26 protein-coding genes and 1 other annotated feature are annotated in these 24,122 nt (G+C 51.7%); of the genes, 13 read left to right on the forward strand and 13 right to left on the reverse strand.

Annotated elements, in window-relative coordinates:
- The coding region (locus IMQ48_RS23100; protein WP_230326444.1) for a hypothetical protein at window positions 1-302 on the forward strand (302 nt) is incomplete at its 5' end.
- Window position 303: 1 nt separating this feature from the next.
- Here IMQ48_RS23100 and clpB read toward each other — a convergent pair.
- The 3 genes from clpB to rluD form a co-directional block, all read right to left on the reverse strand.
- Complete coding sequence (gene clpB / locus IMQ48_RS15710) at window positions 304-2,877, reverse strand: ATP-dependent chaperone ClpB (RefSeq protein WP_096756110.1); 2,574 nt, start codon at window positions 2,875-2,877, stop codon at window positions 304-306.
- Window positions 2,878-3,006: 129 nt separating this feature from the next.
- On the reverse strand, window positions 3,007-3,738 hold the full coding sequence (gene yfiH, locus IMQ48_RS15715; RefSeq protein ID WP_196209792.1) for a purine nucleoside phosphorylase YfiH: 732 nt from the start codon (window positions 3,736-3,738) through the stop codon (window positions 3,007-3,009).
- Window positions 3,735-4,715 carry a 23S rRNA pseudouridine(1911/1915/1917) synthase RluD gene (rluD, locus tag IMQ48_RS15720; RefSeq protein ID WP_196209793.1) on the reverse strand — a complete coding sequence of 327 codons (981 nt, stop codon included), beginning with the start codon at window positions 4,713-4,715 and terminating at the stop codon, window positions 3,735-3,737. Before rluD ends, yfiH begins: the two co-directional genes overlap by 4 nt.
- 131 nt (window positions 4,716-4,846) lie before the next feature.
- Here rluD and bamD point away from each other — a divergent pair, with 131 nt between their 5' ends.
- The 4 genes from bamD (at window position 4,847) to pheA (ending at window position 7,603) form a co-directional block, all read left to right on the forward strand.
- Window positions 4,847-5,584, forward strand: coding sequence for an outer membrane protein assembly factor BamD (gene bamD / locus IMQ48_RS15725; RefSeq protein ID WP_196209794.1), 738 nt, complete (start codon window positions 4,847-4,849; stop codon window positions 5,582-5,584).
- Between the two features lie 269 nt (window positions 5,585-5,853).
- Complete coding sequence (raiA, locus tag IMQ48_RS15730; RefSeq protein WP_096756105.1) at window positions 5,854-6,192, forward strand: ribosome-associated translation inhibitor RaiA; 339 nt, start codon at window positions 5,854-5,856, stop codon at window positions 6,190-6,192.
- Window positions 6,193-6,294: 102 nt separating this feature from the next.
- Window positions 6,295-6,420, forward strand: a sequence feature (Phe leader region).
- The gene (pheL, locus tag IMQ48_RS15735; RefSeq protein ID WP_100250063.1) at window positions 6,296-6,343 is read left to right on the forward strand and encodes a pheA operon leader peptide PheL; all 48 of its coding nucleotides are present in this window, start codon (window positions 6,296-6,298) and stop codon (window positions 6,341-6,343) included. Its footprint overlaps the feature before it by 48 nt.
- Before the next feature lie 22 nt (window positions 6,421-6,442).
- A complete protein-coding gene (gene pheA, locus IMQ48_RS15740; protein ID WP_196209795.1) occupies window positions 6,443-7,603 on the forward strand; it encodes a bifunctional chorismate mutase/prephenate dehydratase in 1,161 nt (386 codons plus the stop codon).
- A gap of 47 nt (window positions 7,604-7,650) precedes the next feature.
- Here the strand turns inward: pheA and tyrA are convergent, their stop codons facing one another.
- Together tyrA and aroF are read right to left on the reverse strand one after the other, a co-directional pair.
- Window positions 7,651-8,772: a bifunctional chorismate mutase/prephenate dehydrogenase gene (gene tyrA, locus IMQ48_RS15745; protein ID WP_196209796.1), complete on the reverse strand. Its 1,122-nt coding sequence runs from the start codon at window positions 8,770-8,772 to the stop codon at window positions 7,651-7,653.
- A 10-nt stretch (window positions 8,773-8,782) separates the two neighbouring features.
- Complete coding sequence (gene aroF / locus IMQ48_RS15750) at window positions 8,783-9,853, reverse strand: 3-deoxy-7-phosphoheptulonate synthase AroF (protein ID WP_196209797.1); 1,071 nt, start codon at window positions 9,851-9,853, stop codon at window positions 8,783-8,785.
- A gap of 217 nt (window positions 9,854-10,070) precedes the next feature.
- On the opposite strand from aroF, the gene IMQ48_RS15755 reads away from it, so the two are divergent.
- The 4 genes from IMQ48_RS15755 (at window position 10,071) to IMQ48_RS15770 (ending at window position 12,836) form a co-directional block, all read left to right on the forward strand.
- Window positions 10,071-10,445: a DUF2799 domain-containing protein gene (locus IMQ48_RS15755; protein WP_196209798.1), complete on the forward strand. Its 375-nt coding sequence runs from the start codon at window positions 10,071-10,073 to the stop codon at window positions 10,443-10,445.
- Window positions 10,446-10,603: 158 nt separating this feature from the next.
- Window positions 10,604-11,122, forward strand: a complete 519-nt coding sequence (locus IMQ48_RS15760; RefSeq protein ID WP_196209799.1) for a YfiR family protein — start codon at window positions 10,604-10,606, stop codon at window positions 11,120-11,122.
- Window positions 11,115-12,341 (forward strand): diguanylate cyclase DgcN, encoded by a 1,227-nt coding sequence (gene dgcN, locus IMQ48_RS15765; protein ID WP_196209800.1) that lies wholly within the window; start codon window positions 11,115-11,117, stop codon window positions 12,339-12,341. The genes IMQ48_RS15760 and dgcN overlap by 8 nt, the downstream gene beginning before the upstream one ends.
- A gap of 12 nt (window positions 12,342-12,353) precedes the next feature.
- On the forward strand, window positions 12,354-12,836 hold the full coding sequence (locus tag IMQ48_RS15770; RefSeq protein WP_196209801.1) for an OmpA family protein: 483 nt from the start codon (window positions 12,354-12,356) through the stop codon (window positions 12,834-12,836).
- A gap of 4 nt (window positions 12,837-12,840) precedes the next feature.
- On the opposite strand, the gene IMQ48_RS15775 is transcribed toward IMQ48_RS15770, so the two are convergent.
- The 7 genes from IMQ48_RS15775 to ffh form a co-directional block, all read right to left on the reverse strand.
- Window positions 12,841-14,202 (reverse strand): PepSY domain-containing protein, encoded by a 1,362-nt coding sequence (locus IMQ48_RS15775; RefSeq protein ID WP_196209802.1) that lies wholly within the window; start codon window positions 14,200-14,202, stop codon window positions 12,841-12,843.
- 63 nt (window positions 14,203-14,265) lie between these two features.
- Complete coding sequence (locus IMQ48_RS15780) at window positions 14,266-14,676, reverse strand: DUF2946 domain-containing protein (RefSeq protein WP_370551866.1); 411 nt, start codon at window positions 14,674-14,676, stop codon at window positions 14,266-14,268.
- Between the two features lie 134 nt (window positions 14,677-14,810).
- Window positions 14,811-15,158 (reverse strand): 50S ribosomal protein L19, encoded by a 348-nt coding sequence (gene rplS / locus IMQ48_RS15785; RefSeq protein ID WP_002914145.1) that lies wholly within the window; start codon window positions 15,156-15,158, stop codon window positions 14,811-14,813.
- 39 nt (window positions 15,159-15,197) lie between these two features.
- On the reverse strand, window positions 15,198-15,965 hold the full coding sequence (trmD, locus tag IMQ48_RS15790) for a tRNA (guanosine(37)-N1)-methyltransferase TrmD (protein ID WP_115257737.1): 768 nt from the start codon (window positions 15,963-15,965) through the stop codon (window positions 15,198-15,200).
- Window positions 15,966-16,009: 44 nt separating this feature from the next.
- The gene (rimM, locus tag IMQ48_RS15795; RefSeq protein ID WP_196209815.1) at window positions 16,010-16,558 is read right to left on the reverse strand and encodes a ribosome maturation factor RimM; all 549 of its coding nucleotides are present in this window, start codon (window positions 16,556-16,558) and stop codon (window positions 16,010-16,012) included.
- Between the two features lie 18 nt (window positions 16,559-16,576).
- Window positions 16,577-16,825, reverse strand: a complete 249-nt coding sequence (rpsP, locus tag IMQ48_RS15800) for a 30S ribosomal protein S16 (protein WP_135324692.1) — start codon at window positions 16,823-16,825, stop codon at window positions 16,577-16,579.
- 252 nt (window positions 16,826-17,077) lie between these two features.
- A complete protein-coding gene (ffh, locus tag IMQ48_RS15805; RefSeq protein WP_196209803.1) occupies window positions 17,078-18,439 on the reverse strand; it encodes a signal recognition particle protein in 1,362 nt (453 codons plus the stop codon).
- A gap of 165 nt (window positions 18,440-18,604) precedes the next feature.
- Between ffh and IMQ48_RS15810 the strand changes: the two genes are divergently transcribed.
- Both IMQ48_RS15810 and IMQ48_RS15815 read left to right on the forward strand, forming a co-directional pair.
- A complete protein-coding gene (locus IMQ48_RS15810) occupies window positions 18,605-19,396 on the forward strand; it encodes an inner membrane protein YpjD (RefSeq protein ID WP_196209804.1) in 792 nt (263 codons plus the stop codon).
- An 18-nt stretch (window positions 19,397-19,414) separates the two neighbouring features.
- The gene (locus tag IMQ48_RS15815; protein WP_196209805.1) at window positions 19,415-20,707 is read left to right on the forward strand and encodes an HlyC/CorC family transporter; all 1,293 of its coding nucleotides are present in this window, start codon (window positions 19,415-19,417) and stop codon (window positions 20,705-20,707) included.
- A 49-nt stretch (window positions 20,708-20,756) separates the two neighbouring features.
- Here IMQ48_RS15815 and grpE read toward each other — a convergent pair whose 3' ends face one another.
- On the reverse strand, window positions 20,757-21,350 hold the full coding sequence (grpE, locus tag IMQ48_RS15820; protein WP_196209806.1) for a nucleotide exchange factor GrpE: 594 nt from the start codon (window positions 21,348-21,350) through the stop codon (window positions 20,757-20,759).
- A gap of 121 nt (window positions 21,351-21,471) precedes the next feature.
- On the opposite strand from grpE, the gene nadK reads away from it, so the two are divergent.
- Together nadK and recN are read left to right on the forward strand one after the other, a co-directional pair.
- Window positions 21,472-22,350, forward strand: a complete 879-nt coding sequence (gene nadK, locus IMQ48_RS15825; RefSeq protein WP_096756091.1) for an NAD(+) kinase — start codon at window positions 21,472-21,474, stop codon at window positions 22,348-22,350.
- A gap of 85 nt (window positions 22,351-22,435) precedes the next feature.
- A complete protein-coding gene (recN, locus tag IMQ48_RS15830; protein ID WP_196209807.1) occupies window positions 22,436-24,097 on the forward strand; it encodes a DNA repair protein RecN in 1,662 nt (553 codons plus the stop codon).
- Window positions 24,098-24,122 lie beyond the last annotated feature (25 nt).

A 24,122-nucleotide genomic window follows, 5' to 3' on the forward strand; every position in this document is an offset into this window, starting at 1 on the left:
GCTTCGCTTTTTCTCAGCGGCGCGGGGTGTGCATATTACGCCATCCCGCTACGAAGTCAAACTTTTATTTTGCTTTTCTCCGCGAGGTTCTCACTGGAACCCCGCTGACCCGGCGGTTTGTAATCCGTTATTCCGTGTCAGTGGAGGCGCATTATAGGGAGTTATTTCAGGCTGACAAGCGGAAAATACAAAAAACTTATCAAACGATTACTTTCCCATCAAAACTAGTAATGGAAAGTTATTTTTGCCTGGTTTTTAAACAAAAAACGAGCCCTGCGGGGCCCGTTTTTTGTATTTTGTGACTTACTGCACTGCAACAATGCGATCGTCATTCACTTCCAGACGAATCGTTTTGCCAGGAACCAGCTCACCCGACAGGATTTGCTGGGCCAGCGGGTTTTCGATCTGTTGCTGGATAGCACGTTTCAATGGACGCGCGCCGTAGACAGGATCGTACCCATTCGCGCTCAGCAGTTTAAGCGCCTCGTCAGAGATGTGGATTTCATAGCCACGATCTTCCAGACGTTTGTACAGACGCTGCAGCTGGATCTGGGCAATAGAGGCAATGTGCTGTTCACCCAACGGATGGAAGACAACAACTTCATCTATACGGTTAATGAATTCCGGACGGAAGTTTTGGCTGACCACACCCAGCACCATGTCTTTCATGTGTCCGTAGTCCAGGTCACCAAAACGTTCCTGAATGAGATCGGAACCCAGGTTAGAAGTCATGATGACCACCGTATTACGGAAGTCGACCGTTCTCCCCTGCCCGTCAGTCAGTCGACCGTCATCCAGCACCTGCAACAGAATGTTGAACACATCCGGATGCGCCTTTTCCACTTCATCCAGCAGGATGACGGAATAAGGGCGACGACGCACCGCTTCTGTCAGGTAGCCGCCCTCTTCATAGCCAACGTATCCCGGGGGTGCACCGACCAGACGAGAGACAGAGTGTTTCTCCATAAACTCAGACATATCGATACGTACCATCGCGTCGTCGCTGTCGAACATAAAGTTAGCCAGCGCTTTACACAGCTCGGTTTTACCGACCCCCGTTGGCCCAAGGAACAAGAACGAACCAATTGGGCGATTCGGGTCAGAGAGCCCTGCACGGCTACGGCGAATCGCGTTGGATACTGCTTCCACCGCTTCGTTCTGACCAATGACGCGATTATGCAAATCCTGCTCCATACGCAGCAGTTTTTCACGCTCGCCTTCCAGCATGCGGGCGACAGGGATCCCTGTCCAGCGAGCCAGTACTTCAGCAATTTCTGCATCCGTCACTTTATTACGCAACAGGCGCATGGTTTTGCCTTCAGACTGGGTGGCTGCTTCCAGCTGTTTTTCCAGCTCAGGGATCTTGCCGTACTGCAGTTCGGACATCCGCGCCAAGTCACCCACACGACGTGCCTGTTCAATAGCGATTTTCGCCTGCTCCAGCTCAGCCTTAATCGTCTGTGTACCGGAGAGTGACGCTTTTTCCGCTTTCCACTCTTCTTCTAGCTCAGAATACTGACGCTCTTTGTCATCCAACTCTTCATTAAGCATATCGAGGCGTTTTTTACTCGCCTCGTCAGACTCTTTCATTAACGCCTGCTGTTCCAGTTTGAGCTGGATGATACGGCGATCGAGTCGGTCCAGTTCTTCCGGCTTGGAGTCAATCTGCATACGAATGCTGGACGCTGCTTCATCGATAAGGTCGATGGCTTTATCCGGTAACTGACGGTCAGCAATGTAGCGATGAGACAGCGTCGCTGCCGCAACAATCGCCGGGTCAGTGATCTGCACATGGTGGTGCAGCTCATAACGTTCTTTCAGACCACGCAAAATGGCGATGGTGTCTTCTACTGAAGGTTCAGCCACAAACACTTTCTGGAAACGACGTTCCAGCGCCGCATCTTTTTCGATGTACTGGCGGTACTCATCAAGCGTTGTAGCCCCTACACAGTGCAGTTCGCCACGTGCCAGCGCCGGTTTCAGCATGTTCCCGGCATCCATGGCGCCATCGGCTTTACCTGCGCCAACCATAGTATGCAGCTCATCGATAAACAGAATGACGTTACCTTCCTGTTTCGACAGATCGTTCAGCACACCTTTTAAGCGTTCTTCAAATTCACCGCGATATTTCGCTCCGGCCACCAGCGCGCCCATATCCAGCGCCAGTACACGGCGACCTTTTAAGCCCTCAGGCACTTCGCCATTAATAATTCGCTGCGCCAGTCCTTCGACAATGGCCGTCTTACCGACGCCAGGCTCACCGATTAATACCGGGTTGTTTTTAGTACGGCGTTGCAGCACCTGAATGGTGCGGCGAATTTCTTCATCACGACCGATAACCGGGTCTAGCTTACCCTGCTCGGCACGTTCGGTCAGATCGACGGTATATTTTTTCAAGGCCTGACGTTGGTCTTCAGCCCCCTGGTCATTCACGCTTTCACCTCCACGCATCTGTTCAATTGCCTGAGTGATATTGGCGGTCGTCGCCCCCGCTGATTTTAATAAATCGGTCAGCGTACCGCGCGACTCAAGCGCCGCCAGAACGAACAGTTCCGACGAAATAAAATTGTCCCCACGCTTTTGCGCCAGCTTGTCGCAAAGATTCAGTACACGCACCAGCTCCTGAGAAGGCTGCACATCACCGCCTGTGCCTTCTACCTGCGGTAAGCGGCTCAATGCCTGATCAATGGCTGTGCGTAACTGCCCGGCATTAATGCCAGCAGACGTTAACAAAGGACGGACCGATCCCCCTTCCTGATTAAGCAGGGCGCTCATTAGATGAAGAGGTTCGATAAACTGGTTGTCGTGCCCCAGTGCGAGTGACTGGGCATCGGCGAGTGCAAGCTGGAATTTATTAGTAAGACGATCCAGACGCATAACTCCTCCCATAACAGGTCAAAATTGCTACTGGAGATTAAATGAGGTCATCCCTCAATTATTCAAGGTGAATGACCTGAATTATGTGAAAAGAAAATTACACGTACCGGATCGTCTTGATTCTTTAGGTTATATCAGCCAAATAAAACTTGCCATACGACCGGTGGTTTTGTCGCGACGATAAGAGAAGAAAGTCTCACTTTCGCTGAACGTACAGTGGTCACCGCCGTAGAGGTTTGCGACCCCAGCATTTGTCAGGCGCTGGCGAGCGAGCTGATAAATATCCGCCAGATACTTTTCGCCGCGCGGCGCAAATGCACCGTCCGATTTCGGATCTTTGGCCATAAACGCGTCACGCACTTCAGGCCCCACTTCAAATGCACGAGGACCGATCGCCGGGCCTAACCAGGCAATAATGTTTTCGGGTTTATCAGCAAAACATGCAACGGTCTCTTCCAGCACGCCAGCACATAACCCGCGCCAGCCCGCATGAGCCGCCGCGACTTCCGTTCCTGCACGATTACAAAACAATACCGGCAGACAGTCCGCCGTCATCACCGCACACACGGTGCCCGGCGTATTGCTGTAAGACGCATCCGCACGCTTAGAAGAATAAGGTTCGCCGGTCAGTTTCAGGACGTCCTTACCGTGTGCCTGTTCGAGCCAGATCGGTTTTGAAGGCAGATTGCCCGCAGCAAAGAGTCGTTTGCGGTTCTCTTCAACATGTTCCAGGTTATCGCCGCAATGGGCTCCCAGATTCAGCGAATCATACGGTGGCTGGCTGACGCCACCAATACGGGTAGAACTACAGGCCGCGACGCCTTGCGGCAACGGCCACTGCGGGACAATTAGCTTACTCATAGCCAGGCCACATCATCCTTATGCTCTTCGAAATCGGCGCGCATCACGGCAATCAGATCAACCATATCTTGCGGGATCGGCGCATGCCATTCCATTTCGATACCTGAGATTGGGTGATACAGGCGCAGCATGGTGGCATGCAGTGCCTGGCGGTCGAACTTACGCAGCGTAGAAATAAATTCATCCGATGCGCCTTTCGGTGGGCGTGGACGGCCGCCGTAGACCTGGTCGCCCACCAGCGGGTGGGTAATATGCGCCATGTGCACGCGGATCTGGTGCGTACGTCCGGTTTCCAGACGCAGCCTAAGGCGCGTGTGTACACGGAAGTGCTCCATAATGCGGTAATGCGTCACCGCAGGTTTCCCCATGGGATGCACAGACATATGCGTACGTTTGGTGGGATGGCGGCTGATGGGCTCTTCTACAGTGCCACCGGCTGTCATATGACCAATCGCTACGGCTTCGTACTCACGCGTAATTTCACGCAGCTGTAGCGACTCGACCAAACGCGTTTGCGCCGGAACCGTTTTTGCTACCACCATTAATCCGGTGGTGTCTTTATCAAGACGGTGCACGATACCTGCACGAGGAACATCCGCAATCGGCGGGTAGTAATGCAGTAACGCATTCAAAACCGTGCCATCAGGATTACCAGCGCCCGGGTGTACCACGAAATCACGTGGTTTGTTGATGACCAGAATATCGTCATCTTCATAAACGATATCTAGCGGGATATCTTGCGCTTCAAAACGAATTTCTTCGTCAATTTCAGCATTGATGGAGACACGTTCTCCACCTAAAACTTTTTCTTTCGGTTTATCGCAAAGATTCCCGTTTACCAGCACGCGCTGGTCGAGGATCCATTCTTTTATGCGAGAACGTGAATAATCAGGGAACAATTCGGCCAAAGCCTGATCTAAGCGTTGACCGAGCTGATTTTCGGAGACTGTTGCGGTGAGTTCTACTCGTTGTGCCATAAACTGCTTCTTCGTTTAACGTTGGGTTTTACGGCTTTGCCGTTTAATATAGTGTGCTATTGTAGCTGGTCTTAACCGGGAGCAGGAACAGAGAATCTCCCGTAAAACATTTTGAGGAAAGTCAAAACGTCATGACGCGCATGAAATACCTGGTGGCAGCAGCCACGTTGAGCCTGTTTTTGGCGGGTTGCTCTGGTTCAAAGGAAGAGGTGCCCGATAACCCACCAAATGAAATCTACGCGACTGCTCAGCAAAAGCTGCAGGACGGTAACTGGAAACAGGCAATAACGCAATTGGAAGCGTTGGATAATCGCTATCCATTTGGACCTTATTCTCAGCAGGTGCAATTAGATCTCATCTACGCCTACTACAAAAATGCCGATCTGCCGCTCGCTCAGGCCGCCATCGATCGTTTTATCCGTCTGAACCCGACACACCCTAACATTGATTATGTCATGTATATGCGTGGCCTGACCAATATGGCGTTGGATGATAGCGCACTGCAAGGATTCTTTGGTGTTGATCGCAGCGATCGCGATCCACAGCACGCCCGAGCTGCGTTTAATGACTTTTCCAAACTGGTACGTGGCTACCCGAATAGCCAGTACACAACGGACGCCACCAAGCGTCTGGTATTCCTGAAAGATCGCCTGGCAAAATATGAGTACTCCGTTGCTGAGTACTACACCGCACGCGGCGCGTGGGTTGCTGTGGTGAACCGCGTAGAAGGTATGCTGCGTGACTTCCCGGATACCCAGGGAACACGTGATGCTCTGCCGCTGATGGAAAACGCCTATCGCCAGATGCAGATGACTGCACAGGCCGAAAAAGTGGCGAAAATTATTGCCGCCAACAGCAGCAATACCTGATTCCTCACTGAATGCAAAACGGCAGCCCTCGGGCTGCCGTTTTTTTATCCGTTTACGCCGTAACTGAAGCGGTTTAGCTGCGGTGCATCCCATCAAATATGGCCTGCTTTCCGGTATTCCTCAAGTAAAAAATCGCCCGTTCCTGCGGTGCCTCACAAAAAGGTTCTCTTGACAAAAAGCGACAAAAAAATGTGATTTAAATCACACATTTTGACATTAGGAAAGGTATGCTGGAATCACCAAGACGGGAAAGACAAGAGGTAAAATTTATGACAATGAACATTACCAGTAAACAAATGGAAATTACTCCGGCAATTCGCCAGCATGTCGCAGACCGTCTCGCCAAACTTGAAAAATGGCAAACTCATCTGATTAATCCACATATCATTCTGTCCAAGGAGCCACAGGGTTTCACTGCTGACGCCACCATCAATACACCGAACGGACATTTGGTTGCCAGCGCTAAACACGAAGATATGTACACCGCTATTAACGATTTGATCAACAAGCTGGAACGGCAGCTCAATAAAGTGCAGCACAAAGGCGAAGCCCGTCGTGCAACAACTTCAGTAAAAGACGCCAACTTCGTCGAAGCAGAAGAAGAGTAGTCCCTTACATTGAGTGTATCGCCAACGCGCCTCCGGGCGCGTTTTTTGTTGACAGAGTGAAAACAGTACGGGTACTTTACTGACGTAGCCTAAGGAAATTGACATGAAACTTGTTCCGTTCTTCTTCGCATTCTTTTTTACCTTCCCCTGAATGGGAGGCGTTTCGTCGTGTGATAAAGAATGCGAAGACGAACAATAAGGCCTCCCACAACGGGGGGCCTTTTTTATTGATAATAAAAAAGGCAACACTATGACATCGGAAAACCCGTTACTGGCGCTGCGCGATAAGATAAGCACGCTGGATGAAAAATTACTGGCCTTGCTGGCTGAGCGTCGTGGTCTGGCCGTCGAAGTCGGCAAAGCAAAACTACTTTCTCATCGTCCGGTGCGTGATATTGACCGCGAGCGCGATCTGCTGGACCGACTGATCCAGTTGGGTAAGGTGCATCACCTCGACGCCCACTACATCACTCGCCTGTTCCAGCTGATCATCGAAGATTCCGTACTCACCCAACAGGCGCTCCTGCAGCAGCATCTGAATAAAATCAATCCGCACTCAGCCCGCGTCGCATTTCTGGGGCCAAAAGGCTCGTATTCGCACCTCGCTGCGCGTCAATATGCCGCTCGCCATTTTGAGCAATTTATTGAAAGTGGCTGTGCCAAGTTTGCCGATATCTTTAACCAGGTTGAAACCGGGCAGGCGGACTACGCGGTCGTGCCGATTGAGAACACCAGCTCTGGCGCGATCAACGATGTTTACGACTTGCTGCAGCACACCAGCCTCTCTATCGTCGGTGAGATGACCATTATTATCGACCACTGCGTGTTGGTTTCCGGAACTACGGACCTGAATAGTATCGAAACGGTGTATAGCCATCCGCAACCGTTCCAGCAATGCAGCAAATTCCTCAATCGTTATCCGCACTGGAAGATCGAATATACCGAAAGCACCTCGGCTGCAATGGAAAAGGTCGCCCAGGCGAACTCGCCGCACGTGGCTGCGTTGGGCAGCGAAGCCGGTGGTGTGCTGCACGGTCTGCAGGTACTTGAACATATTGAAGCGAATCAAACGCAAAACATTACCCGTTTTGTCGTGCTTGCACGCAAGGCTATCAATGTTTCCGACCAGGTTCCGGCGAAAACTACGCTGTTGATAGCGACAGGGCAACAAGCGGGTGCGCTGGTTGAAGCGCTGCTGGTGCTGCGCAACCATAATCTGATTATGACTAAGCTGGAATCGCGCCCGATTCACGGCAATCCGTGGGAAGAGATGTTTTATCTCGATATCCAGGCAAACCTGGAATTGCCGGAAATGCAAAAAGCATTGAAGGAGTTGGGTGAGATTACGCGTTCGATGAAGGTATTGGGATGTTACCCAAGTGAGAACGTAGTGCCGGTCGATCCGAGCTAACATATGACAATACCGGATGGCGTATGCACGACCATCCGGTATCGATTCTACTGACGGCTATCGTTGGCCTGGCGCAACAATGTGCGGCTTTCATTCTGGAAGCGTTTGGCATAATCGCCAAACCAGTGCTCAACCTTACGGAAGCTGTCGATAAACGCTTGCTTATCGCCCTGCTCCAGCAAACCAATAGCTTCGCCAAAACGTTGGTAATAACGTTTGATCAACGCAAGATTACTCTCTGACGACATAATGATGTCAGCATACAATTGCGGATCCTGGGCAAACAGGCGTCCGACCATAGCCAGCTCAAGACGGTATATCGGCGAAGAGAGCGCCAGTAACTGTTCAAGTTGGACATTCTCTTCTGCTAAATGCAAACCGTAAGCAAAAGTCGCGAAGTGGCGTAATGCCTGGATAAACGCCATGTTCTGATCGTGCTCGACGGCACTGATCCGATGCAGCCGCGCGCCCCAGACCTGAATCTGTTCCAGGAACCATTGATAGGCTTCCGGCTGGCGTCCATCGCACCAGACCACCACCTGTTTTGCCAGGCTGCCGCTGTCCGGACCAAACATCGGATGCAGTCCAACTACCGGGCCATCGTGCGCCGCCAGCATCGCCTGTAATGGGCCGTTTTTCACCGAGGCCAGATCGACCAGGATACAGTCAGCAGGCAAGCGCGGTAATTTCGCGATCACCTGCTCGGTAACGTGAATCGGCACGCTAACAATCACCATTCCGGCATCCGCCACGATCTCCTCGGCGCGATCCCAGTCCTGCTGTTCAAGAATACGCACCTGATAACCTGACAGCGTAAGCATCTTCTCGAATAGCCGTCCCATCTGACCGCCACCGCCGACGATCACCACCGGGCGTAACGTTGGACAGAGCGTTTTAAATCCTTTGTCATTCTCGCTGGAGTATGACTCACGCATTACCCGACGTAATACATCTTCAATCAGATCCGGCGGTACGCCGAGCGATTCCGCCTCTGCACGGCGAGAAGCCAGCATAGACGCCTCCCGCTCAGGCACGTAAATCGGTAACCCAAAGCGGCTTTTTACTTCACCAACCTCGGCAACCAGTTCAAGACGGCGCGCCAGCAAATCCAGCAACGCCTTATCCACTTCATCAATTTGATCGCGTAATGCGGTCAATTCAGCCACCATAACCCACCTCTTAAGCCAGGCGCGTCGCCAGCTGGCCGTTCAAGTCTTTATTAATTTCACGCAACAACGCATCCGTCGTTTCCCAGCTAATGCAGGCATCAGTTACGGACACGCCGTATTTCATTGCGCTGCGCGGCTGCTCGGAAGACTGGTTGCCTTCGTGAATATTGCTTTCAATCATCAGACCGATGATTGAACGGTTGCCATCTTTAATTTGTGCAACCGCAGACTCTGCCACGGCAGGCTGGCGACGGTAATCTTTGTTGGAGTTACCATGACTGCAATCTACCATCAGTGATGGTCGCAGTCCCGCCTGCTCCATTTCTTTTTCACACTGAGCGACATCTGCCGGGCTGTAGTTCGGTGCTTTACCACCGCGCAAGATCACGTGACCGTCCGGATTACCCTGCGTTTGCAGTAGTGCCACCTGCCCGGCCTGGTTAATACCTACAAAACGGTGCGACTGGGCCGCCGCACGCATAGCGTTAATCGCTGTCGCCAGGCTACCGTCAGTGCCGTTTTTAAAACCAACCGGCATCGACAGACCCGACGCCATTTCACGGTGAGTTTGCGATTCAGTCGTACGCGCACCGATCGCGGACCAGCTAAACAGATCGCCCAGGTACTGTGGACTGTTGGGATCCAATGCTTCTGTCGCCAGCGGCAGCCCCATATTCACCAGTTCAAGCAGCAGCTGACGCGCAATTTTCAGACCGGCTTCTACATCAAAAGAGCCATCCATATGAGGATCATTAATTAACCCTTTCCAGCCGACGGTGGTACGGGGTTTTTCAAAATAGACGCGCATCACCAGGTAGAGGCTATCGCTGACCTCTGCGGCAAGGGTTTTAAATCGACGAGCATATTCCAGAGCAGCTTCAGGATCATGAATTGAGCAAGGACCACACACCACCAGCAAACGCGGATCGCGACCGGCGATGATGTCAGAAATTGTTTTGCGCGACTGAGCAATTTGCTCCTCTTGCGCCAGGCTCAATGGGAACGACGTTTTAAGTTGTTCCGGGGTCATCAGAACCTGTTCGTCGGTAATATGTACGTTGTTCAGCGCGTCTTTTTGCATGATGGCGATCCTGTTTAGCTCGTTTGCGATAGTTATTCCTCATCGAGGAGGTAATTACGATAACACAACAGGTAAAGATTTCAATCCAAATTTCGTAAACTTTTATTTACACCAAGCTATTTACCAGCAAATACAAGCCTTGTTTTTGTACATTTAAATTTACACACATCCGGTATCAGATCCACTATGCTTTAAAAAAACCAGGGAGTATCGGCAAATGAAGCGACTCATCAGCACTGTATTGGTCTTATTGATAAGCGGATGTCAGATAGATCCCTATACCCACGCCCCTACCTGGACTGGTACCGACTGGTACGATGCCGGAATACAAGATGCTATTTCGGGGTATGTCGTTAAAGATAATGAAACGCTTGCCGACAACTACAATGACCCCGAGGTCGATCGTAGGCAATATCTTAAAGGCTACACCGAGGGACAGAGAAAAACCTGTCAGCAAGATTTTGTCTATGCAAGAGGACTGGCCGGAAAAACCTTTCCGCCAAGTTGTGACACTGTCGAAAATGTCGACCAATTACACAATGCCTGGCAAAAAGGTTCAAATGAAGGCGCTGCCTCTATAAGGCTAAATTAAACAAGAGCTTGTAATTGATCGGCGAATAAGATTTAACTTAAATCGGTAATATTGCCCATCCAGGTATAATGACGCTCTGATAAAATAATGTTATTTTGTTGCAAACAATCGCGAATGTATTTCGACGTATTACAGCTAACGCTGGTAGGTACCTTTTCATGAGCTTTTCTTACCGACTCATACTGCTACTGGCATTGCTATTGTCCGGATTACCACTGTATGCCCAAAGCGCTACGGAAGAGGCGAAATCCGTACGCTTAATGGTTTCCGGCATCGTCAGCTATACACGCTGGCCAGCGCTTTCCGGTCCACCCAAACTGTGTATTTTCTCTTCATCGCGTTTTACCAGTGTGCTACAGGATACTCGTTCCGGAGCGTTACCCTATCTTCCTGTCATCGTCCATACACAACAAGACAGTTTGGTTGCGCAGTGTGACGGTTTTTATTTTGGCAATGAGTCCCCGACATTTCAGGTGGAATTAAAGAGTCAATTTCCGACTAAGGCATTGTTATTAATTGCCGAACAGAATACCGAATGCGTTATTGGTAGCGCTTTTTGCCTCATCATAAATAATGAAGAAGTGAGGTTTTCGGTAAATATGGATGCCCTGTCACGTAGTGGTGTAAGGGTCAGTCCAGACGTATTGATGCTTGCACGGAATAATAAGCATGGATAAGGGTCTTTCTCCCATAACTCGCCCAACGTTCAAACGGACACTACGGCGTATCAGCATCGTCAGCGTTCTGGTCACCATGACGCTGATCTGGCTGCTGCTGAGCATTTCTTCCGTGCTGGCACTCAAGCAGTATGCGCAAAAAAATCTGGATCTGACCGCCGCAACCATGACCCGCTCACTTGAAGCCTCATTGGTGTTTTCTGATAGCATTGCGGCAACAGAGACACTGGCTGCGCTGGGACAACAGGGGCAATTCTCCGTTGCGGAAGTTCGTAATAAAAATCAAAAGGTGATCGCCACCTGGCGTTATAACGCCCAGGACACAACCGACAAGATCAGCGGTCTGATTAGCCACTGGCTGTTCCCGCAGCCAGTGACACAGCCTATTTTGCATAATGGCAACGTCATCGGTGAAGTGCGTCTTATTGCGCGCGATAGCGTCATCAGCCATTTCATCTATCTGTCGCTGGCCGTGTTAACTGGATGCATTTTACTGGCCTCCGGTATTGCATTAATGCTCACGCGCTATTTACACAACGGCGTTGTTGAAGCGCTGCAAAATATTACCGAGGTGGTGCACGATGTTCGCACCAACCGCAACTTCTCACGGCGAGTGTCCGAAGAGCGTATTGAAGAGTTTCATCTGTTTGCCCAGGACTTTAATAGTCTGCTGGATGAGATGGAAGAGTGGCAACTACGCCTGCAGGCCAAAAATGCCCAGCTATTACGTACCGCACTGCACGATCCTCTGACCGGGCTTGCCAATCGCGCCGCATTTCGCAGCAGTATTAACGCCCTGATGAACGATGAGGCCGCCCACAGCAGCTCCGCATTATTATTCCTTGATGGCGATAATTTTAAATTTATTAACGACACCTGGGGGCATGCAGCAGGCGACCGGGTATTGATTGAAGTTGCCAAAAGGCTGGCAGAATTTGGTGGCAATCGCCATCAACCGTACCGACTCGGTGGCGATGAGTTTGCCATGGTGCTGTACAGCGTACATTCAGAGTACGAAGTTCAACGCATTTGTACAGCGCTGTCGCAAGAATTTAACCGACCGTTTGATCTTCACAATGGTCATCTGGCAAGCATGACACTAAGTATTGGATTTGCGCTGACGTGGGAATATGCCTCTGCCGAAAAATTACAAGAACTTGCCGATCACAATATGTATCAGGCTAAACATTTGCGTTCTGAACGCATCATTAAAAAATAAGGAATTACACACATGTTGAAGCGTCTATTATCCCCACTCATTCTGATAACACTGATTCTGGCTGGCTGCCAGGCCCCTCAGGGTAAATTTACTCCCGAGCAAATTGCTGCCATGAAATCATACGGATTTACCGAAGTATCAGGCGACTGGTCGCTGGGCCTGTCTGATACCATCCTGTTTGATAAAAACGACTACAAACTGCGCCCCGAAAGTGAAAAACAGATCCAGGAAATGGCATCCAAACTGGCTGCTACCGGTCTAAACCATGCACGTTTAGATGGTCATACTGATAACTACGGCGAAGACAGCTACAACGAAACCCTTTCGCTCAAACGAGCCAACGTGGTTGCAGACGCATGGGCTCAGGGTGCCAACATCCCACGTACCAATCTGACGACCCAGGGATTGGGGAAAAAATACCCGATTGCCAGTAACCAGACCTCAAAAGGTCGTGCCGAAAACCGCCGCGTTGCGGTCGTCATCAGCACGCCTTAGTGTCTTACTCGGCTGACTGCGCCAACAGATTCTGCGAAGTTTTGTACCAGCGCAGCCAGTCAATAACCATAAACAGCAGCAAGCTCACGCCCGCAACCGGCATCGCCATTCCCAGCACACCAGCCACTGCCAGCACCGCAAATCGCCCTTTCCCGTTGAGCATCAACCAGCACTGCACCAACGTTTGTGCCGGATTCACCGCCGGACCGGCGGGTCGGCGTATCCACCACAGACGATACCCAAGCACGATCATCAGACACAAAGCAGTACCAAAGACGATGAGCAACCCCTGATTGAGCATGCCAAACAAAATCCCCATATGGAAATCGACGCCCCAACGCGTCAACTTCGCCATCAGTGGGAAATCTGCAAAGTGAGTCTGGTCAATAATCCGCATCATAGTTGTATCAACAGACACCGCATCAACCTGGGTTGGCCAGCGGCGGTCAATTTCAGTGACGGTCCAGCCATGCTGTGCATCTTTCGCCGGGCGGATCTCCAACTTTCTGGCATCAATCCCCGCAGCCTGCGCTGTGCGTAATACAGCATCAAAAAGCCCGCTGTCAATCTCGCCCACCGATGGCATTATCATGCCAGCGTGGTGTCCGGCATGCTCATCGTGAGTTTGCTGGACGCCATCAAGTTGTGTATTCACCTGCGGCGTCAACCAGCCAAAGGCTGCCCGCATGCTATCTACATTGCCCCCCGCCCACTGCGACCAGGTCAAACCGGTTGCGGAAAAAAGTAACATCCCACCCAGCAGGATCCAGCCCAGCATAACGTGCAGGCGACGGTTTTTTTGCAGTTGATTATTCAAACGACGCCTGGGTCGAGTGAAAAACCAAAGCACAATGCCGCCCAGCGCCGCTACCCACATCCAGGATGCCGCCAGTTCGCTATAAAGCCGCCCAATATCCCCCAATAGCAAGGAACGGTGCGCATAGTCGATCCACTGGCGCAGAGGTAAGATCCCGCTGGTGCCATAAACGGTCATATCGCCTGTTACCGTAAGAGCAACCGGGTCGATAAAAATCGCCCGATGTTCAGAAGGGGCCAGTACAGAGTCTGCAAACATTACCCGGGTCGTCTCTCCTGACTCAAGAGCAGGTCGTACTGCGTACACTGGTAAATGATTGCCGACGACCTGCTGCGCGAGCGCAATTTGGGCGGCCAGCAATTGCGGCTCTCCCTGTTCGGTTCCCTGTAGCGCCTGAGAGTAAAGCGCCTCTTCCAGTTGCGGTGTGGCAACGTAGAGCGTACCGGTCAGCGCCGCGACAAAAATAAAGGGACCAACGAACAGGCCGACAGAGAAATGAAGGCGTCGCAGCAAGGTTACCCATGCCGCACGCGAGGTGCAGGTGGTCATACTTTTCCTTAGAAAAAATCAAAGATCGTCATGACGCTTACGCGTACAGACGTATTTTTAGGATCAGGAAAAAGCAGACGGGTACGGTGGTGCGCGGGTATCGGGATACAGCCAGGGGAAATAAAGCCAGAACGTCAGCGTAGGATGTAGCGGCGTTTTTTTCTGTAGTAGCAGCATGCCGCACAGCAGAATAATCAGCGTCAGTATCAGCCCGGGGACATGCGCCAGCAGCACACAATAGCCACATGCTTCGCCGTGATCGACAGGCATCGTCATCAAGGCGTCGTCACCATGTTGTTCAGCATGTTCTACCATCATGCCCATATCATGATGCATGCCCGGCATAGCATTCATAGGATCGTGTTGCAAAGAGACAGAGATAAGCGGCGCGATGACGATCAGCAGGATCGCAAACAACGCGAGCCAAGCCGCGCAGCGCTGATTACCAAACCGAGAAATTGCACCAATAACCACTGTCCCTCCAATAACGACAGGGCATTGTAAATGATTTATGAATTAATGGTTAATGATGTGAGTTTTATGGCGATAAAAAAAGGGGCCAGCCTATTGGCCAGCCCCTTCTGTCAGGATGTCGCCTGAGCGATATCTTAGTTAAGACGCTCTTTGATACGAGCAGACTTACCAGTGCGCTCACGCAGGTAGTACAGTTTAGCTTTACGAACAGCACCACGACGTTTAACAGCAATGCTGTCAACTACCGGAGAGTGAGTCTGGAAGACACGCTCAACGCCTTCGCCGTTGGAGATTTTACGAACAGTGAATGCAGAGTGCAGACCGCGGTTACGAATAGCGATAACCACGCCCTCGAATGCCTGCAGACGTTTTTTGGAACCTTCAACAACCCATACTTTCACTTCCACGGTATCACCCGGACGGAAGGAAGGTACGTCCTGCTTCATCTGTTCTTGTTCAAGTTGCTTAATAATGTTGCTCATAATTTAATCTCTTATCCTGGGTAAACTGATATTGGGGGCTTACGCCTGCCCATCATGTTTATGTTGCTGTTGTGCGTGTTCCTTTTTGAACTCCGCCAGCAACCTTGCTTGCTCTTCAGTCAGAGCCAGGTTTTCCAGAAGTTCAGGTCTTCTAAGCCAGGTACGGCCCAGCGACTGCTTCAAACGCCAGCGACGTATCTCAGCGTGGTTCCCCGACAGCAAAACTGCCGGTACTTCCATCTGCTCTAACACTTCAGGTCGGGTATAGTGCGGGCAGTCCAGCAATCCATCGGCAAAGGAATCTTCCGTTGCCGATGCTTCATGACCCAGTACCCCCGGAATAAACCGAGAGACGGAATCAATCAGCGTCATCGCTGCTAATTCTCCACCGCTGAGAACGTAATCGCCGATTGACCATTCTTCATCAATTTCGGTTTGAATCACGCGCTCATCTACGCCTTCATAGCGACCGCACACCAGAATCAGCTTTTGATTCGTTGCCAGTTCGCTCACGCCCGCTTGATCAAGCTTGCGTCCCTGAGGTGACAGATAAATCACCTTCGCGCCTTCACCTGCCGCGTCTTTTGCTGCATGAATGGCATCCCGTAAAGGTTGCACCATCATTAACATCCCCGGTCCGCCGCCGTAAGGACGATCGTCCACGGTACGGTGCCGGTCATGAGCAAAGTCACGAGGACTCCAGCTCTGGATGTTCAGCAGGCCATTTTTTACTGCCCGGCCAGTTACCCCGTAATCGGTAATTGCGCGGAACATTTCTGGAAACAGGCTAACGATACCTATAAACACAAGCCAATCCCCATCACGCCGACTTTTACCGTTTATCCGGTGGTTTAAAAACCAGGATCCCAATCTACTTCGATAGTACGAGTAGCGAGATCGACTTTCTTGATAACCTGCCCATCGAGGAACGGTACTAAACGTTCCTTGATACCAAACGCATCTTTCAGGTTTGCCTTGATGACAATCACGTCATTCGAACCGGTTTCCATCATATCGACGACTTTACCGAGTTCGTAGCCTTCAGTGGTCACTACCTGGCAGCCCATAAGGTCTTTCCAGTAGTAAGTGCCATCATCCAGCGCTGGCAACTGCGAGGAATCTACGACAATTTCACAATTAGTCAGTACGTTCGCCGCATCCCGATCGTCAACGCCTTTCAGCTTGATGATCAGATCCTGATTGTGGTGCTTCCAGCTTTCCAGCTGTACTTGCTGCCACTGACCCGCCTTCTGGATAAACCAGGGCTGATAGTCAAAAATGCTTTCGGCGTCTTCAGTGGAAGAAAACACTCTGAGCCAACCACGGATACCGTAAGGAGACCCCATTTTCCCCAGAACTATGGGTTCTTTGGGTGCCTGTGCGGCGAGTTGCTTGCTCATCATGACCACCGTGACAGATTAAGCTGCTTTGTTTGCTGCTTTGATCAGCGTAGCTACGCGATCAGAAATAGTCGCGCCCTGGCCAACCCAGTGAGCGATACGATCCAGATCCAGGCGAGTGCCTTCTTCTTTTTCGTTAGCGATTGGGTTAAAGAAGCCAACGCGCTCGATGAAGCGACCGTTGCGTGCATTACGGCTGTCAGTAACAACAACCTGGTAGAACGGACGCTTTTTAGCGCCGTGACGAGCTAAACGAATAGTAACCATAACATCCTCTTGTGTGAATAAAACACCGGGCCCCATCGAGGGAAGGGACCCGGTGTCATATTAAAAGCCCGAAAATTTTACTGATTTCTGAGAAAAAAGCAATCAACAGTTAATAACTCTGCCGTAGAAGGCCGTCGGCGGCGCAGCGAGTTCGGTGCCGGCGTGCGCGCAGCCACCGCAGCGTACACGCAGTACGTGAGGATGGCGAGCACACCCCGGTGCCGAAATAGCCAGTGAGCCAGGCCGGAAAAATTAGCGCCCAGGGAAACCTGGCGGCATCATGCCCTTCATATTGCGCATCATCTTGGCCATCCCGCCCTTCTTCATTTTCTTCATCATGCGTTGCATGTCGTCGAACTGTTTCAGAAGGCGGTTAACATCTTGCACCTGCATACCGCAGCCCTGAGCGATACGGCGCTTACGCGAACCTTTGATGATTTCCGGCTTAGCACGCTCTTTCATCGTCATCGAATTGATGATCGCTTCCATACGCACCAGCACTTTGTCATCCATCTGCGATTTCACGTTGTCAGGGATCTGACCCATGCCCGGCAGCTTGCCCATCAGACTTGCCATGCCGCCCATGTTTTTCATCTGATTAAGCTGCTCTAAGAAGTCATTCAGGTCGAAACCATCGCCCTTCTTCAGCTTGCTCGCCAGCTTCTCAGCCTGCGCGCGGTCAACCTTGCTTTCGATATCTTCGATCAGCGACAGCACGTCGCCCATACCGAGAATACGCGAAGCAATCCTGTCCGGGTGGAACGGCTCCAGCGCTTCGGTTTTCTCGCCGACACCGAGGAACTTAATCGGCTTACCGGTGATATGACGAATAGAGAGTGCGGCACCGCCGCGGGCGTCACCGTCGACTTTCGTCAGCACGACACCGGTTAACGGCAGCGCTTCGTTAAAGGCTTTCGCGGTATTCGCGGCATCCTGACCGGTCATGGCATCGACAACAAACAGCGTTTCTACCGGATTGATAGACGCGTGGACCTGTTTGATTTCGTCCATCATCGCTTCGTCAACGTGCAGACGACCAGCGGTATCCACCAGCAGCACGTCGTAGAATTTCAGCTTCGCTTCTTTCAGCGCAGCGTTAACGATATCGACTGGCTTTTGGCCGACGTCAGACGGGAAGAAGTCGACTTCAACCTGCTCAGCCAGCGTTTCCAGCTGTTTGATCGCCGCCGGGCGATAAACGTCGGCAGAGACGACCAGCACTTTCTTCTTGTGCTTCTCACGCAGGAATTTACCCAGTTTCGCCACGCTGGTCGTTTTACCAGCACCCTGCAGGCCCGCCATCAGCACCACGGCCGGTGGCTGAGCGGCCAGATTCAGGGTCTGGTTTTCTTCGCCCATCGCCGCAACCAGTTCGCTACGAACGATTTTGACGAACTCCTGACCTGGGGTCAGGCTTTTGTTAACTTCATGACCAACCGCTTTCTCTTTTACGCGATTGATAAACTCACGCACTACCGGCAGCGCAACGTCAGCTTCTAGCAGCGCCATGCGCACTTCGCGCAGCGTTTCTTTAACGTTGTCTTCAGTAAGGCGTCCACGGCCACTGATATTGCGCAGCGTGCGCGACAAACGATCGGTTAAATTATCAAACATTGTCTCTCGCCTGGGGTGGAAACGGTCGGTCGCTAGCGCGACACATCAACATAATTTTGTCGCAGTATAACATGAAGCCGCCTTTGTTGTTATGCAACGGTTGGAGCAGCGGTCACGTAACGCTATACTGCTTTTCTTTATCACTGGTCAACTGTCGACACCTATATGCCCGTTTTTGCTTTGTTTGCCCTTGTCGCCTATTCCGTCAGCCTTGCGCTGATCGTTCCCGCCCTGCTGCAAAAAAACAGCGGCTGGCGGCGTATGGCTATACTTTCTGCGGTTATCGCGCTGGTGTGCCACGCTTTTGCCCTGGAAGCACGTATTTTGCCCGGTGGCGAGAGTGGACAAAACCTGAGCCTGCTGAACGTTGGTTCTCTGGTTAGCCTGATGATCTGTACGGTAATGACCATTGTGGCCTCGCGCAATCGCGGCTGGCTACTGCTGCCGATTGTGTATGCCTTTGCATTAATCAATCTGGCCTGCGCCACGTTTATGCCCAACGAGTACATTACCCACCTTGAAGCCACCCCAGGCATGATGATCCACATCGGGCTATCGCTGTTGTCCTATGCCACGCTGATCATTGCCGCTCTGTACGCGCTGCAGCTCGCGTGGATCGACTACCAGCTAAAAAACAAAAAACTGGCGTTCAACAATGAAATGCCGCCGCTGATGAGCATTGAACGCAAAATGTTTCACATCACGCAGATAGGCGTGGTTCTGCTGACGCTAACCCTGTGCACTGGCCTGTTTTACATGCACAACCTGTTCAGCACCGAAAATATTGATAAAGCCGTGCTCTCTATCGTGGCATGGTTTGTCTATATCGTTCTGCTGTGGGGGCATTACCATGAAGGCTGGCGCGGACGTCGTGTCGTCTGGTTTAACGTCGCAGGTGCAGGCATTCTGACGCTGGCCTATTTCGGTAGTCGCATCCTGCAGCAGCTTGTGAGTTAAGTCTTTAAGGAACCCTACGTGGAACACATCTCCACCACCACGCTCATTGTTACGCTTCTCATCATGGTGGTTATTTCAGCCTATTTTTCCGGTTCCGAAACCGGAATGATGACCCTGAACCGCTACCGCCTGCGCCACCGGGCCAAGCAGGGTAATCGTCAGGCAAAGCGCGTTGAAAAACTACTCCGTAAGCCGGACCGCCTGATAAGCCTGGTACTTATCGGCAATAACCTGGTAAACATTCTCGCCTCCGCGCTTGGCACCATCGTCGGGATGCGTCTGTATGGCGATGCGGGCGTAGCGATTGCCACCGGGGTGCTGACCTTTGTGGTGCTGGTTTTTGCTGAAGTACTGCCAAAAACCATCGCCGCGCTGTATCCCGAAAAAGTCGCCTATCCCAGCAGTTTCTTACTGGCGCCACTCCAAATTCTGATGATGCCGCTGGTGTGGTTGCTGAACACCATTACCCGTCTGCTGATGCGCATGATGGGCATCAAAACAGATATCGTGGTAAGTGGTTCACTGAGTAAAGACGAACTACGAACGCTGGTGAATGAATCACGCTCGCAAATCTCGCGCCGTAATCAGGATATGCTGCTGTCGGTACTGGATCTGGAAAAAATCAGCGTCGACGACATCATGGTGCCGAGAAACGAAATCATTGGGATTGATATCAACGACGACTGGAAATCAATCATACGTCAGCTATCGCACTCCCCGCACGGCCGCATTGTGCTCTACCGCGACTCGCTGGACGATACCATCAGTATGCTGCGCGTACGCGAAGCCTGGCGCCTGATGGCAGAGAAAAAAGAGTTCACCAAAGAGACCATGCTGCGCGCCGCCGATGAGATCTATTACGTCCCTGAAGGAACACCGCTCAGCACCCAGCTGATCAAATTTCAGCGTAATAAAAAGAAGGTCGGCCTGGTGGTCAACGAATATGGCGACGTTCAGGGTCTGGTGACGGTCGAAGATATCCTGGAAGAGATTGTCGGCGACTTCACCACCTCCATGTCACCGACGCTTGCCGAGGAAGTTACCCCACAAAATGATGGTTCAGTGATTATTGACGGCAGCGCCAACGTACGCGAAATCAATAAAGCCTTTAACTGGCACCTGCCGGAAGACGATGCGCGAACCGTAAACGGTATTATTCTTGAAGCGCTGGAAGAGATTCCGGTGGCCGGTACGCGGGTGCGAATAGGTCAGTACGATATCGATATTCTCGACGTGCAGGATAATATGATTAAACAGGTGCAGGTCTTGCCGGTGAAACCGCTGCGGGAGAGCGTGGCGGACCAGAGATGATAATATCGCGCCGGGTAACGCATCTGCATTACCCGGCGCGAAAGGCTGATTAGCCCTTGGCTTTCGCCACAGACACCATCGCCGCGCGGATGGTACGTCCGTTCAGGGTATAACCTTTCTGCATCACCATCAGTACGTTACCAGCGGCAACGTCGTCAGACTCAACCATGGCAATCGCCTGATGCACATTCGGGTCCATCGGTACATCGATATCCGCAACCACCTGCACGCCAAACTTCGCCACCACATCCAGCATCGACTTACGAGTCAGTTCGATACCTTCGATCATCGCGGTCATGGCGTCGTTGCCTTTGTCCGCTACTTCCAGCGCACGATCCAGGCTATCCAGCACCGGTAGCAATTCGTTAACGAATTTTTCCAGCGCGAACTTATGCGCCTTTTCTACGTCCAGTTCAGTACGACGACGCAGATTCTCCATTTCCGCTTTGATGCGCAACAGGCTGTCACGCTCGCGCGTTTCGGCTTCAGCAAGCTGAGCTTCCAGATTCGCAATTTTTTCATCGCGCGGATCCACCTGCTCAGCAGAAGCGTCTGGTTCTACCGCCTCAACTTCTTCGTGCTGATCCATGATAATTTCTTCCGGGGTTTGCCCCTCAGGCGTTTTCTGTTCTTTACTACTCATGAATTTCTCCGCGTTTTTTCGCATTCATCTCGCTAACTTGGCTTATTATGGGGATAAGATTCAGGGATTCAAGGGAAGTACTCACATTGTCACTCATCTTCGCTACAAGGACCTCGAGAAAATGAATAAACATTTCAAGTGTATTGGCATTGTGGGGCATCCACGCCACCCCACTGCACTGACCACACATGAAATGCTTTACCGCTGGCTGTGCACAAAAGGGTATCAGGTTATCGTGGAGCAACAAATCGCCCGCGAACTACAGCTAAAAAATGTGCAAACCGGCACGCTGGCAGAAATTGGTCAGCAGGCGGACCTCGCGGTAGTGGTTGGCGGAGATGGCAACATGCTCGGTGCTGCGCGTACTTTGGCACGCTATGACATTAAGGTCATCGGGATCAACCGTGGCAACCTGGGCTTTCTCACCGACCTTGACCCGGACAATGCCCATCAGCAGCTAGCCGATGTGCTGGAAGGCCACTACATCAGTGAAAAGCGCTTTTTACTTGAAGCTCAGGTGTGCCAGCAAGATTGCCAGAAGCGTATCAGTACCGCGATCAATGAAGTGGTGCTGCATCCGGGTAAAGTCGCGCACATGATTGAATTTGAAGTCTATATTGATGAGGTCTTTGCGTTTTCCCAGCGTTCAGACGGGCTGATTATTTCCACGCCAACCGGTTCTACCGCCTACTCGCTCTCTGCCGGCGGTCCCATCCTGACGCCTTCTCTGGATGCTATTACGCTGGTACCGATGTTCCCGCACACGCTCTCAGCGCGACCGCTGGTGATCAACAGTAGCAGCACCATTCGCCTGCGCTTCTCACACCGCCGTAGCGATCTCGAAATTAGCTGCGACAGCCAGATTGCCCTGCCTATACAGGAGGGTGAAGACGTGTTGATTCGCCGCTGTGATTATCATTTAAACCTGATTCACCCTAAAGATTACAGCTATTTCAATACATTAAGCACCAAGCTTGGCTGGTCAAAAAAATTATTCTAATTTAACGCCAACCTCTTTACTGTATAAAAAACCAGTTTATACTGTATGTAATTACAGTTATGGTTTTTCATACAGGAAAACAGCTATGTTGGCACAACTGACCATCAGCAATTTTGCTATCGTTCGTGAACTTGAGATCGATTTTCAGAGCGGAATGACCGTCATCACCGGTGAGACCGGGGCGGGTAAGTCCATTGCCATTGATGCCCTCGGTTTGTGCCTTGGCGGACGTGCCGATGCCGACATGGTACGCGCTGGCGCTACGCGTGCCGATCTATGTGCCCGCTTCTCCCTGAAAGACACGCCAGCGGCGCTGCAATGGCTCGAAGAAAACCAGCTTGAAGAAGGCCGTGAATGCTTGCTACGCCGCGTTATCAGTAGCGATGGGCGCTCCCGTGGCTTTATCAACGGCACCGCGGTACCGCTGTCACAGCTTCGCGAGCTCGGCCAGTTGTTAATTCAAATCCACGGCCAGCACGCGCATCAACTGCTGACGAAATCTGAACACCAAAAATCCCTGCTGGACGGCTATGCCAATGAATCGTCCCTTATTCAGGAAATGGCGGCGCGCTATCAGCTGTGGCATCAGAGCTGCCGCGACCTGGCGCATCATCAGCAGCAAAGCCAGGAACGTGCTGCCCGGGCAGAACTGCTGCAGTACCAGTTGAAAGAACTGAACGAATTTAACCCGCAGGTGGGTGAGTTTGAGCAGATCGATGAAGAGTACAAGCGCCTGGCTAACAGCGGACAGTTGCTCACCACCAGCCAACAGGCGCTGGCTATCCTGGCAGATGGCGAAGACGCTAATCTGCAAAGCCAACTGTACACGGCAAAGCAGTTGGTCAGCGAACTGGCGGGTATGGACAATAAGCTTTCCGGTATTCTGGACATGCTTGAAGAGGCGACCATTCAACTCAGCGAAGCCAGCGACGAGCTACGCCACTATTGTGACCGGCTGGATCTGGATCCTAACCGGTTATTCGAGCTTGAGCAGCGTATCGCAAAACAAATTTCTCTGGCGCGCAAACACCATGTCGCACCTGAAGCGCTCCCGCAGTTCTATCAATCCCTGCTGGATGAACAGCAGCAACTTGACGATCAGGCGGACTCACTCGAAACCCTCACCCTTGCGGTGAACACTCATCACAAGCTGGCACTGGAAACAGCAATGACGCTGCATCACCAGCGGCAGCACTATGCTCAGGAGTTAGGGCAACTCATTACAGAGAGCATGCACGCACTTTCTATGCCGCACGGACTCTTTTGCATTGAGGTGAAGTTTGATGAACACCATCTGAGCGTAGACGGTGCCGATCGCATTGAATTTAAGGTCACCACCAACCCGGGCCAGCCGTTACAGCCTATTGCTAAAGTCGCATCCGGCGGGGAGCTGTCGCGTATTGCGCTGGCAATCCAGGTGATCACCGCGCGTAAAATGGAAACACCAGCACTGATTTTCGATGAAGTGGACGTTGGTATCAGTGGTCCAACGGCAGCGGTTGTCGGCAAGCTGCTGCGCCAACTCGGTGAATCCACGCAGGTCATGTGCGTCACGCACCTGCCGCAGGTTGCCGGTTGCGGGCATCAACACTTCTACGTCAGCAAAGAAACCGACGGCGCGATGACCGAAACACATATGCAACCACTGGATAAACGCGCGCGCCTGCAGGAGCTCGCTCGCTTACTTGGCGGTAGCGAAGTCACGCGCAATACCCTCGCAAATGCAAAAGAACTGCTGGCAGCATAAACTTTTTTCTCTTGTAACGGTCTGA

The organism is Citrobacter sp. Res13-Sevr-PEB04-36, from assembly GCF_015672735.1.
Lineage (GTDB): Bacteria > Pseudomonadota > Gammaproteobacteria > Enterobacterales > Enterobacteriaceae > Citrobacter.